Source organism: Lysobacter sp. cf310, from assembly GCF_900114355.1.
In the GTDB taxonomy this organism is placed as follows: Bacteria; Pseudomonadota; Gammaproteobacteria; order Xanthomonadales; family Xanthomonadaceae; genus Lysobacter.
Genome location: NZ_FOSS01000001.1, coordinates 905,492 through 917,781, shown reverse-complemented (window position 1 = coordinate 917,781; position 12,290 = coordinate 905,492). Strand labels below are relative to the sequence as shown.

Sequence of the window (12,290 nt, the reverse complement as noted above, 5' to 3'; positions counted from 1 at the left end):
TGCGCACCGCCCTCGCGGACGAGGGCGGCGGGTGTCACATGTCGTGCTTTTTCAGGTCGAAGCCGCGCGACTGGTACTGCTTCCAACGCTCGCGCAGCGGGCCTCGCGCTTCGGCATCGGCGGGCACCACTTCCAGCACGCGATCGAAGCTGCCCTGGACGGCGTCGTCGCGCAGGTTGATGACCAGCGGGCGCATCGCCGCGTCGGCGTCCGGCGCGCTGATCAGCACGTCGGCCTCCTCCTCGTCGACGTCGGCGCCGGCGATCTGGTGCGGGATGAAGACGTCGTCGCCCATGTCCCACAGCAGATCGTCCAGGGCCTCGGCCTGGGCCGCATCGCGGGCCAGGATCAGGGTCGGCAGGCCGGCGTCGAACGCCTTGCGCGCCAGTTCGCTCACCAGGCGCAGCGGTTCCTCGCGGAACCGCGCGGTGGTGATCAGATAGAAGTCGGCGCGCGGCACCCGATGCGATCCGGCGGGCTCAGGCCGCGCGCTCGAGCAGCCACTGGCTCAGCAGGCCGACCGGACGGCCGGTCGCCAGGCCGCGCTTGCCCTCGTCGTTGGCCACGCCGGCGATATCCAGGTGCGCCCAACGCTGGCCTTCGGTGAAGCGGGCCAGGAAGCAGCCGGCGGTGATCGCGCCGGCCCAGCGGCCGCCGATGTTGTAGACGTCGGCGAAGCTGGATTCCAGCTGGGTCTGGTACTCGTCCCACAGCGGCAGGCGCCAGGCGCGGTCGAACACCTGCTCGCCGGCGCCGAGCAGCTCGGCGGCGAGGTCGTCGTCCTTGCTCATCAGGCCGCTGGCGTACTTGCCCAGCGCGACCACGCAGGCGCCGGTGAGGGTGGCCACGTCGAGCAGGGCCTGCGGCTCGAAACGCTGCGCATAGGTCAGCGCGTCGCACAGGATCAGGCGGCCCTCGGCGTCGGTGTTGCCGACTTCGATGGTCTTGCCGGACATGCTGGTGAGCACGTCGGAGGGGCGGTAGGCGTCGGCGTCGGGCATGTTCTCCACCGCCGGCACCACCACCACCAGGTTGATCGGCAGCTGCATGCCGACCGCGGACACGAAGCTGCCCATCACGGTGGCCGCGCCGCACATGTCGAACTTCATTTCCTCGATGCCGCCCTGAACCTTCAGGTTGATGCCGCCGGTATCGAAGGTGATGCCCTTGCCGACCAGCACGTAGGGCTTGGCGTCGCCGCCGTTGTTGTACTTGAGCACGATCAGCTTGGGCGGGTTGGCCGAGCCGCGCGCCACCGCGAGCAGCGAGCCCATGCCCAGTTCCTGCATCTGCGCGCGGTCCAGCACTTCGCAGCTGGTGGTCGGGAAGCGCGCGGCGAAGGTCTGCGCCTGCTCGGCCAGGTAGGCCGGGTTGCACACGTTCGGCGGCAGGTTGCCCAGCTCGCGCGCGAAGGCGACGCCGGCGGCGATCGCCTGGCCCTGGGCCAGCGCGGCGGCGTCGCCGCCGTTGATCGCAAGCTTGCGCAGGCTGGGTTCGTCCTTCTTCTTGCCGAGGGTGGCGGTGTAGCGGTAGCAGGCGTGATCGGCGGCGATCGCGGCCTGGCGGATCGCCCAGGCGCTGTCGCGGCCGGTCACCGGCGCCTCGGACAGGGTGAACACCGCGTGTTCGACCGGGCCGGCCTTGAGCGCGCGCGCGGCATCGCCGGCGGCCTTCAGGTACTGCGGCACGCCGAATTTGCCGGCCTCGCCCAGGCCCACCACCAGCACGCGCGGCGCGGTCACGCCGGCCAGATCGTGCAGCAGGGTAGTCTTGCCGGTCTTGCCGCTGACGTCGCCGCGCTCCAGCAGGGCGGTCAGGCGGCCGCCGCTGGCGGCGTCCAGCGCCTGGCCGGCGGCGGTCAGGGTCTTGTCGGCATAGGCGCCGACCACGATGCAATCGGTCTTGACGGCGGCGGGCGCATCGCGGTTCAGGTCGAATTCGAGGGTCATCCAACAGATTCCCAGGTAGAAGTGCAGCTAAAGGAAGTGAGTTCCGTACAATCGGGCGGCTTCCGGTGGGCTGGACTTGCGCGTATCGCGCCGGCTGCAGCCGTCCCATGCCGTCGAACGAACCCCCGAGTTTAACGCAAGCCCGCCCCCATGCCGAAGCCCGACGCCTGATGCCCAAGCTTGACCGCTACCTGCTGAGCGAATTCGCCCAGGCCACCTTCGCCACCCTGGTGGTGCTGCTGATCGTCGCCGTGGGCGGGGCCTTCACGGACGTGCTGCAGGACATCGCCCGCGGCCGGGTCCCGGCCGGGATGATGCTGGCCCAGCTGGGCCTGGTGCTGCTGAAGTGGCTGCCGCTGATCCTGCCGCTGGCGCTGATGCTGGGCCTGATGATGGGCACCGGCCGGCTTTACCGCGACTCGGAAATGCCGGTGATCGCCTCGATCGGCGTCGGCCCGCGCCGCCTGCTCAAGCCGGTCATGCTGCTGGTGGTGCCGATCGTGCTGGTGGTGGGCGCCTGCTCGCTGTGGCTGGGCCCCTGGGCCGAGCGCGTGTCCAAGCAGATGATCAGCGAGGCCAATCGCAACCTGATCGTGGCCGGTCTGGAGCCGGGCAGCTTCACCGAACTGCCGGGCGGCAAGGGCGGAGTGATCTATGTCGGCGCCATGTCCAACGACGGCAGCCGCTTCCAGCGCGTGTTCGTGTACCGCCAGAGCGACGACCGCCGCGAGATCACCACCTCCAACGACGGCGTGCTCAAGGTCGACGAGCAGGGCAACCGCTATCTGACCCTCAACAAGGGCTTCCAGGTCGAGGGGCCGCGCGACAACGGCCTGGATTTCCGCATGATGCATTACGCCAGCAACGAGCTGCTGCTGCCGGCCGGCGAAACCAAGTTCGACCCCAAGAACCCCGAGCTGATGTCGACGCCGGCCCTGGTCGGCGATGCGCGTCGCGAGGCCGGCGCGCAGCTGCATTACCGGCTGGCGCCGCCGCTGCTGACCTTCGCCTTCGCCCTGATGGCGATCCCGCTGGCGCGCAGCATGCCGCGCCAGGCACGTTACGGACGCATTCTGATGGGCTTCCTGGCCTATCTGATCGGTATCAATCTGATGATCGCGGGCACCGGCTGGCTGGAGAGCGGCAAGATCTCGCTGAGCCTGGGCCTGTGGTGGCTGGTGCTGCCCATGCTGGCGCTGGCGCTGTGGCTGTACTTCGGCGACGGCCGCCTGCGCCGGGCGAGGGCGCTGGCATGAAGCCCTTCCCGAAGATCCACGACGTCTACGTCGGCCGCGTCGTGCTGGGCACGGTGCTGCTGACCTGGACGGTGCTGATGGGCCTGGACGTGATGCTGGGCTTCGTCAGCAGCGAGCTCAGCGACATCGGCAAGGGCAACTACGGCCTGACCCAGGCCCTGACCTACATGGTCTACACGATTCCGCGCCGCGCCTACACGCTGTTTCCGACTTCGGCGGTGATCGGCGCGCTGATGGCGCTGGGCCAGCTCGCGGCGACCTCCGAGCTCACCGCGCTGCGCGCGGTCGGCCTGTCGCGCCGGCGCCTGAGCCTGGCCGTGGCCGGCGCGCTGGCCACGCTGACCCTGCTGATGGTGGTCAACGGCGAAACCCTGTCGCCGTGGGCGCAGCGCAACGCCGAAGCGCTCAAGGCCTCGGCCAAGTCCAAGAACATGATCGTGGCCCAGTACTCGGGCCTGTGGGCGCGCGAGGGCGATTTCATCCTCAACGCCGGCGGCGGTCAGGACCGCAGCAACGGCAAGGACACCTGGCTGGAACTGCGCGACGTGTTCTTCTACGAGTTCGCCGAGGACGGCCGCCTGAAGTCGGCTGCGATCGCGCACATCGCCGAACACCGCCCGGGCGGCTGGGTGTTGCGCGATGTCACCCGCACCACGTTCGGCGCCAAGTCGGTCAGCCAGACCCATGTGGCGCAGGAGCGTTGGGAGTCCAAGCTGGACGGCGCGGCGCTGATGGCCGGCTCGGATCGGCCGCGCTATCTGAGTTCGACGGCGCTGGCCGCGGCGATCGACTACCGCGAGCGCAACGGTCTGGACGCGGGCGAGTTCGAGGAGCACTACTGGGGCCGCTGGTTCTATCCGATCAACGTGCTGGCGCTGTGCCTGGCCGCGATTCCGTTCGCGTTCGGCGCGCTGCGCAGCGGCGGCATGGGCAAGCGCTTGTTCATCGGCATCGTGTTCGCGCTGGGCTTCTGGCTGTTGCAGACGCAGTTCGTGAAGTTGGCCAGCGTGTACAAGTTCGATTTCCGCCTGGCTTATCTGATGCCCACGGTGATCATGGTCGGGGTGTCGGCATTCCTGTTCAAGAAGCGCTCGGGCTAACGCTCTAGCGCTTACCGCAGCGCCGCTGTGGGAGCGGTGCAAGCCGCGACTGCGAACTCCGGCTAGGTCGTATTTTCGATTCGAGGCGGCTTTCTGTGGGAGCGGCGTAAGCCGCGATCTCGAGCTCCGGCGACGTCGTAATTTTCAATTCGAGTCGGCTTTCTGTAGGGGCGGCGCAAGCCGCGACCGCGAGTTCCGGCTACGTCGTAAATTTCGATTCGAGACGGCTTTTTGTGGGAGCGGCGTAAGCCGCGATCTCGATCTCCGGCGACGTCGTAATTTTCAATTCGAGTCGGCTTTCTGTAGGAGCGGCGCAAGCCGCGACCGCGAGTTCCGGCTACGTCGTAAATTTCGATTCGAGACGGCTTTCTGTGGGAGCGGCGTAAGCCGCGATCTCGAACTCTGGTTGCTGCGCAAGCTAGGCTTCAGGTCGGATTCGGGGTCTTTGCTTAGGCCTATTCGTCACCAGGCTCAAAGGCTTCCGCCTGCCGCGCATGCGGGCCACTTTCTCCTGCTCCTAGCTCCCTCCTTTATCAAAGGAGGGTTGGGGAGGATTTGCTTTTGCTGTTACTTCGTCGGCTCGGCCCGAAGGTCAAAGGCTTCCGCCTGCTGCGCATGCGGGTCACTTTCTCTTGCTAGCCCAAGAGAAAGTAACCAAAGAGAAGGGCTAGCTTGACCAAACCTCCCCTGCGGGTTCGGGGCTGGCGCGGGGATTTTTCGAATGGACGTCCCTGTCCATTCGAAAAACGGCGCGCGTCCTGCGCGCCGCCCTTCGGGTCTACGGTTGGTCGGGTGAGTGCGGTGCTTTTGGATTTGAATGCCGCGGCAACGGCAACGGCAACGGCAACGGGTCCGGTACGCCGGTCGTAGGATGCGGTGAGCCGCAGGCGAACCGCGTCGTCGCGTGGCGGCGGCGACGCGCGCGGATCGAGCTACTTCTTCGGCAGCCGAATCAACCGCGTCCCGCTGGCGCGGTCGTGCCAGGTCAGGCGGTCGCGGTCCAGCCAGGCCCACCAGAAGCCCAGGCCGGCGGCCAGCAGCGACACGCTGCCCACGGCATAGCGAATCAGCAGCGCCCTCCAGCCCGGTCGGGCGCCGTCGGCGCCGATCAGGCGCAGGCGCCAGGGGCGCATGCCCAGGGTCTGGCCGCCGCGGCGCCAGCTGATCGTGGCGTAGGCGCCGGTGAGCAGCCAGCACACCAGCCACAGCAGCCACTGCAGCGCGCTGAACGGTGCGATGTTCTCGTGCACGTCGTGTCCGGACACGGTGTAGCCGACCGAGAACAAGGCCGAGGCCAGCATCCACAGTGCCAGCACCGGCCAGAAATCGTAGAACAGCGCGAACAGCCGCCACAGCACGAGGGGGGCGGGGCAGGAGGGGGTGTCCGGGGCGCTGTGTTCGGTGCTCATCGCAACAGGATAGCCGGCGCGTGCACGCGGTCGTAGCGCGTCGATGCGCGCGGCGGGCTTGCGTCGCCGCGCCCGGCTGAGGGACGCTGCCGCGATGACGTCGCCGAAAACCCGCAAGACCACGCCCGCCGAACGCCGCAGCCTGGCCATGTCCTTGCCGCCGCTGCCCGATGCCGACGAGGCCGCGATCCGCGTGTTCCTGGACGCGATCTGGGCCGAAAGCGGCCTGGCCCAGCAGACCCTGGACAGCTACCGGCGCGACCTCGAAGGCCTGGCGCGCTGGCGCGGCGGCCGCGACGGCGGCCTGGCCGGCGCCGATCGCGCGGGCCTGTTCGACTATCTGGCCTGGCGCGCCAAGGAGGGGTATTCGCCGCGCAGCAACGCGCGCCTGTTGTCGGCGCTGCGCGCCTTCTACGCCCTGCGCCTGCGCCGCGGCGAGCGCGCCGACGACCCCACCGCTCTGCTGGAGCCGCCGCGGCTGCCGCGTTCGTTGCCCAAGGCGCTGGCCGAAAGCCAGATCGAGGCGCTGCTGGGCGCGCCCGAGGTCGAGAACCCGCTGGGCCTGCGCGACCGCGCCATGCTGGAGCTGATGTACGCCGCCGGCTTGCGCGTGAGCGAGCTGGTCAACCTGGCCGCGACCGCGGTCAATCTGCGCCAGGGCGTGCTGCGGGTGACCGGCAAGGGCGGCAAGGAGCGCCTGGTGCCGCTGGGCGAAGAGGCCCAGCACTGGCTGGAACGTTACCTCGCGCAGTCGCGTCCGGTCCTGGCCGGCAAGCGCGCGCTGGCGCCGTTGTTCCTGGCCCAGAACGGCGAGGCGCCGACCCGCCAGCAGTTCTGGGGGCTGGTGAAGCGCTACGCCGCGCTCGCCGGCATCGACCCTGCCCGGATCAGCCCGCACGGCCTGCGCCACAGCTTCGCCACTCACCTGCTCAATCACGGCGCCGATCTGCGCGCGTTGCAGATGCTGTTGGGGCATAGCTCGTTGTCGACCACCCAGATCTACACGCTGGTGGCGCGCGAGCAGCTCAAGCAGCTGCATGCCAAGCATCACCCCCGCGGGTGAACCGCCCAGCAACCGCGACCGTCCGCTCCCGCCCCCGATTCGCGTACTCCCAGGTTCCCCAAAACGCCAACCCCGTCGCGCTAGCGGTACCGGCCCCGGCCCCACCGGACGACCCCGTCCCGCGCCCCGTGCGACAATCGTTGAACCACACCTTCCCCGCGCGGTCCAAACGCCCGGTGAACCAGCCAAGGACCCGATCGATGAAGTACGCCCTATTCGCCGTGCTCGGAGCGCTCAGCCTGTCGGCCTGCGCCGAGGCCCCCAAGCCCGCCGCCGATGCCGCCAAAGCCCCGGCTGCCGTGAGCGCCAAGCCCGCCGAGGCCAAGGCCGCCGCCGGCACGCCGGACGCGCGCGCGATCGAGGCGATCCGCGTGCTCAACTCGCGCGTCACCGTCGAACGCGTCGGCGCCGCGCCGATCCCCGGCTTCCGCGAGGCGATCGTCGCCGGCCAGGTGGTCTACGTCAGCGACGACGGCCGCTACCTGTTCCTGCCGGGCTCCGGCGGCGCCCTGTTCGATACCGCCGCCAAGAAGAACCTCAGCGAAGTGGCCTTGGCCGGCATGCGCAAAGAGGCGTTGAAGGCGATCCCGGCCAGCGAGCGCATCGTGTTCGCGCCGGCCAATCCCAAGTACACGGTGTCGGTGTTCACCGACGTCGAATGCGGCTACTGCCGCAAGCTGCATAGCGAAATCGCCGAGTACAACCGCCAGGGCATCGCGATCGAATACCTCGCCTTCCCGCGCGCCGGCATCGGCAGCCAGGACTACAACAAGATGGTGTCGGTGTGGTGCGCGCCGGATCGCCGCAAGGCCCTGACCGACGCCAAGGCCGACCACGCGGTGCCGAACAAGAACTGCAAGAACAGCATCAATCAGCAGTACGACGTGGGCCAGCGCGTGGGCCTGACCGGCACCCCGATGATACTGGCGGCCGACGGCACCCAGCTCGGCGGCTACGTGCCGCCGGCGGCGCTGCGCGAAACCCTGGACAAGCTGGCCACCGACGGCAGCGCCAAGCCGGCCGCGACCGGCCCGGTCGACGCCGTGCCGGCCGCGACCACCGCCGGCGGGGCCTGAGTCCCGCCGCCCCGGCCGGCCCGGCCGGGCGCCGCTGACGATGCCGCCGCGAGGCGGCATCGTCGTTTCCGGGGCCCGTTCGGGCCCGCCGGGCTTGCCGTTGCGGGCCGTGTGCACGGAAAACGGCGCGGGTGCGGGCGCTTGGATACAATACCGGGCCCGACGTTGCACGGTTCCCCGGACATGATCGTCCTCGAGGGCCTTTCGGCCCTGTCTCCGTTCCGCCGCGAACGGCTCCAAGCCCGCCTGCAAGCCATTCACCCCGAAGTCCGCCTGATCGACGCCTGGCCCGTGTATTGGGTCCGGCCCGACGCGGGCGCGCAGCCGGAAGGCGAGACCCTGCGCCGCATCCTGCAGGCCGAGCCGGACGCCGCCGCGCGCGAAGCCGGTGCGGTCTCGCGCTACGTGACCCCGCGCCTGGGCACGCTGTCGCCCTGGGCCAGCAAGGCCACCGAACTGCTGCGCGGCGCCGGGCAACCGGTCGCGCGCGTGGAGCGCGGAACCCGCTACGACCTCGCCGGCTGGCCGGCCGACGCCGCCACCCAGGGCGCGCTGGCCAAGGCCTTGCACGATCCGATGACGCAGTCGCTGCTGGATGCGCGCGACGACGCGGCGGCGCTGTTCGCGGTGCCGGAGCGCGGCGAACTCGAACGCATCCCGCTGGACGGCCTGGAGAACGCCAACGTGCGCCTCGGCCTGGCCCTGGCTGAGGACGAGATCGCCTACCTGCGCGAGCGCTACGCCGCGCTGGGCCGCGCGCCCTCCGACGTCGAACTGATGATGTTCGCGCAGGCCAACTCCGAGCACTGCCGGCACAAGATCTTCAACGCCTCCTGGACCATCGACGGCCGCGAGCAGACCAGCTCGCTGTTCAAGATGATCAAGCACACCCACGCGCAGACGCCGGAAAACACCCTGTCGGCGTACAGCGACAACGCGGCCGTGGTCGAAGGCTATCCGAGCCGGCGCTTCCGCCCGCAGCCGGGCAGCCAGGCGTATGCGGCCGAAGCGGAAACGCCGTCGGCGTTCTGCATCAAGGTCGAGACCCACAACCACCCGACCGCGATCGCGCCGTTCCCCGGCGCCAGCACCGGCAACGGCGGCGAGATCCGCGACGAGGGCGCGACCGGCCGCGGCGGCCGCCCCAAGGCCGGCCTGTGCGGTTTCAGCGTCTCGCACCTGCGCATCCCGACCCTGCCGCAGCCCTGGGAAGGCGAGCGCGCCTTGAACCCGCGCATGGCGCCGGCGCTGGAGATCATGCTCGACGGTCCGATCGGCGCGGCCGCGTTCAACAACGAGTTCGGCCGCCCGAATCTGGTCGGCTACTTCCGCAGCTTCGAGCTCGCCGAGGGCGCGCACGCGCGCGCCTACGACAAGCCGATCATGCTCGCCGGCGGTCTCGGCGCGATGGATCGCATCCAGGTCGCCAAGCTCGGCCTCAAGCCCGGTCATGCCGTGATCGTGCTCGGCGGCCCGGCGATGCTGATCGGTCTGGGCGGCGGTGCCGCCAGTTCGGTCGCGTCCGGCGACAGCGCCGAGGACCTGGATTTCGCCAGCGTCCAGCGCGACAACCCGGAAATGGAGCGGCGCTGTCAGGAAGTGATCGACCGCTGCGTCGCGCTCGGCGCGGACAATCCGATCGACAGCGCCCACGACGTCGGCGCCGGCGGTTTGTCCAACGCGATCCCCGAATTGCTGCACGACTCCAACCTGGGCGGCGTGATCGATCTGGCGCGCGTGCCCAGCGACGATCCCTCGCTGTCGCCGATGCAGCTGTGGTGCAACGAATCGCAGGAGCGCTACGTGCTCGGCCTGCCTGCCGACCGCGTCGCCGACTTCGCCGCGATCTGCGAGCGCGAGCGTTGCCCGTTCGCGGTGGTCGGTTACGCGACCGCGGAAGAGCGCCTGGTGGTGGGTTACGGCGCGACCGTCGAATCCGTCTATGGCGTTGCGGATTCCCTTCTCCCGCCTGCGGGAGAAGGTGCCCGTAGGGCGGATGAGGGCACGCGGCAAGGCGTTGGCGGCGACTCTCGGCAGTGGCCGATCGACCTGCCGATGGACCTGCTGTTCGGCAAGCCGCCGAAGATGCACCGCGACACCCGCCGTCCGCCGGCCGCGCCGTGGCCGGCGCTGAACTGGAACGGCCTGGACCTGCGCCAGGCTGCGCTGCGCGTGCTCGCGCATCCGACCGTGGCGTCCAAGCAATTCCTGGTCACCATCGGCGACCGCAGCGTCGGCGGCCTGACCGCGCGCGATCAGATGATCGGCCCCTGGCAGCTGCCGCTGGCCGATTGCGCGATCACCTTGTCGGGCTTCGAAGGCTACGTCGGCGAAGCGATGGCGATCGGCGAGCGCACCCCGCTGGCCCTGCTGGACGCCGCCGCGGCCGCGCGCATGGCGGTGGGCGAAGCGATCACCAACCTATGCGCCGCGCCGGTGGAATCCTTGAACCGGATCAAGCTGTCGGCCAACTGGATGGCCGCGGCCGGTCACCCGGGCGAGGACGCGCTGCTGTTCGACGCGGTCAAGGCGGTCGGCCTGGAGCTGTGCCCGGAACTCGAGCTGAGCATTCCGGTCGGCAAGGATTCGTTGTCGATGCAGGCGCAATGGCAGGCCGACGGCGTCGCCCACAAGTCGGTGTCGCCGGTGTCGCTGATCGTGAGCGCGTTCGCGCCCGTGGTGGATGTGCGTCAGCAGCTCACCCCGTTGCTCGCACGCGAACCCGACAGCGAGTTGTGGCTGATCGGTCTGGGCGCGGGTAAGCAGCGTCTGGGCGGCTCGGTGCTCGCGCAATGCCATCCGCAGGCGACCGGCTCGGCCGAGGCCGGCGGCCTGCCCGCGTTCGCCGCGCTGTCCGCCGACGGCGACCGCGACGACCTGGGCGTGCCCGACCTCGATCACCCGCAGCGCCTGCGCGATTTCTTCGAACTGATCCGCGACGCGCGCGAGGCCGGCCTGCTGTTGGCCTATCACGACCGCAGCGACGGCGGCGCCTTCACCGCGCTGTGCGAAATGGCGTTCTGCTCGCGTCTGGGCCTGGACATCAGCCTGGACGGCTGGGGCGAGGATCCGTTCCGCACCTTGTTCAATGAGGAACTCGGCGCGATCGTGCAGATCGCCGACGAGGACCGCGCCGAGTTCGCCGACCTGGTCGCGCGCCACGGCCTGATCGACTGCGCCCAGCGCATCGCCAAGCCGGTGCTGAGCCGCGTCGAGGGCGCGGCCGCCGCGCCCGCGATCCGCGTGCGCGAAGACGGCGCGACCCTGGCCGAATGGCGTTGGGACGAGCTGTTCGACGCATGGTGGTCGGTCAGCCACGCCATGCAGAAGCTGCGCGACAACCCCGACTGCGCCGACGAGGAGCGCGCGATCGCGCGCGACTTCGCCGCGCCGGGCCTGAAGCCAAAGCTCACGTTCGATCCGGCCGACGACGTCGCCGCGCCGTTCGTGAACCTGGGCGCGCGTCCCAAGGTCGCGATCCTGCGCGAGCAGGGCGTCAACGGCCAGATCGAAATGGCGGCGGCGTTCGACCGCGCCGGCTTCGAAGCGTTCGATGTGCACATGAGCGACCTGATCGCCGGCCGCGTCTCGCTGCAGGACTACAAAGGCTTCGCGGCCTGCGGCGGTTTCAGCTACGGCGACGTGCTCGGCGCGGGCCGCGGCTGGGCCACCAGCGTGCTCGAGCGCAGCGCCTTGCGCGATGCCTTCGCCGCCTTCTTCGCGCGCGAGGACAGCTTCTCGCTGGGCGTGTGCAACGGTTGCCAGATGCTGGCCCAGCTCAAGCCCATCATCCCGGGCGCCGAGCACTGGCCGCGCTTCCTGCGCAACCGCAGCGAACAGTTCGAAGCGCGTCTGGGCCTACTCGAGGTTGGTGAATCGCCGTCGTTGTTCTTCCGCGGCATGGCCGGCTCGCGCATCCCGGTGTCGGTGGCGCACGGCGAAGGCCGCGCCAGCTTCGATAACAACCTCGACCAGAGCGCGGCGGACATCTCCTTGCGTTACGTCGACGGCGAAGGCCGCGTCGCCGAGCGCTACCCGCTCAACCCGAACGGCTCGCCCGACGGCATCGCCGGCCTGACCTCGCGCGACGGCCGCGCCACCATCCTGATGCCGCACCCCGAGCGCACCCTGCGCAGCGCCAATCTGAGCTGGGCCCCGCGCGACTGGAGCGGCGACTCGCCGTGGATGCGCATGTTCCGCAATGCGCGGGTGTGGGTGGGCTGACGTTCGCGTCACGATGAGGTTCGAAAGAGGGCGCCCACAGGGCGCCCTCTTTTTTTGCGCCACGCGCGCCACTGCGACGAAACGTGCCTGGTCTGCGACGAAGCGTTTTGCTCGTCGAACCAGCGTGGCGACGTGCGCCTGAGCGTGCGCGCGCTGCGCCCAACCGGGCCCCTTGCTCGCGCGGCTGACTGGACAATGCGCCCTCGATCGCCG

General features: G+C 69.7%; 8 protein-coding genes. 5 read left to right on the top strand and 3 right to left on the bottom strand.

Going from position 1 to position 12,290, the window contains the following annotated elements; all coding sequences use genetic code 11:
- Positions 1–34: 34 nt before the first annotated feature.
- Positions 35–460: a DNA polymerase III subunit chi gene (locus BMZ45_RS03980; RefSeq protein ID WP_091632679.1), complete on the bottom strand. Its 426-nt coding sequence runs from the start codon at positions 458–460 to the stop codon at positions 35–37.
- Positions 461–479: 19 nt separating this feature from the next.
- The gene (locus BMZ45_RS03975) at positions 480–1,949 is read right to left on the bottom strand and encodes a leucyl aminopeptidase (RefSeq protein WP_091632677.1); all 1,470 of its coding nucleotides are present in this window, start codon (positions 1,947–1,949) and stop codon (positions 480–482) included.
- Positions 1,950–2,119: 170 nt separating this feature from the next.
- Here BMZ45_RS03975 and lptF point away from each other — a divergent pair, with 170 nt between their 5' ends.
- Together lptF and lptG are read left to right on the top strand one after the other, a co-directional pair.
- Positions 2,120–3,205 carry an LPS export ABC transporter permease LptF gene (gene lptF / locus BMZ45_RS03970; protein WP_091632674.1) on the top strand — a complete coding sequence of 362 codons (1,086 nt, stop codon included), beginning with the start codon at positions 2,120–2,122 and terminating at the stop codon, positions 3,203–3,205.
- Positions 3,202–4,305 carry an LPS export ABC transporter permease LptG gene (gene lptG, locus BMZ45_RS03965; protein WP_091632672.1) on the top strand — a complete coding sequence of 368 codons (1,104 nt, stop codon included), beginning with the start codon at positions 3,202–3,204 and terminating at the stop codon, positions 4,303–4,305. The genes lptF and lptG overlap by 4 nt, the downstream gene beginning before the upstream one ends.
- A 932-nt stretch (positions 4,306–5,237) precedes the next feature.
- Here the strand turns inward: lptG and BMZ45_RS03960 are convergent.
- Positions 5,238–5,714, bottom strand: coding sequence for an RDD family protein (locus BMZ45_RS03960; RefSeq protein ID WP_091632669.1), 477 nt, complete (start codon positions 5,712–5,714; stop codon positions 5,238–5,240).
- A 94-nt stretch (positions 5,715–5,808) separates the two neighbouring features.
- Here BMZ45_RS03960 and xerD point away from each other — a divergent pair, with 94 nt between their 5' ends.
- The 3 genes from xerD (at position 5,809) to purL (ending at position 12,077) form a co-directional block, all read left to right on the top strand.
- The gene (gene xerD / locus BMZ45_RS03955) at positions 5,809–6,777 is read left to right on the top strand and encodes a site-specific tyrosine recombinase XerD (RefSeq protein ID WP_091632666.1); all 969 of its coding nucleotides are present in this window, start codon (positions 5,809–5,811) and stop codon (positions 6,775–6,777) included.
- Between the two features lie 200 nt (positions 6,778–6,977).
- Positions 6,978–7,853: a DsbC family protein gene (locus tag BMZ45_RS03950; RefSeq protein WP_091632663.1), complete on the top strand. Its 876-nt coding sequence runs from the start codon at positions 6,978–6,980 to the stop codon at positions 7,851–7,853.
- 183 nt (positions 7,854–8,036) lie between these two features.
- Entirely contained in the window at positions 8,037–12,077 is a 4,041-nt protein-coding gene (gene purL, locus BMZ45_RS03945) for a phosphoribosylformylglycinamidine synthase (RefSeq protein WP_091632660.1), read from the top strand.
- Positions 12,078–12,290: the final 213 nt, after the last annotated feature.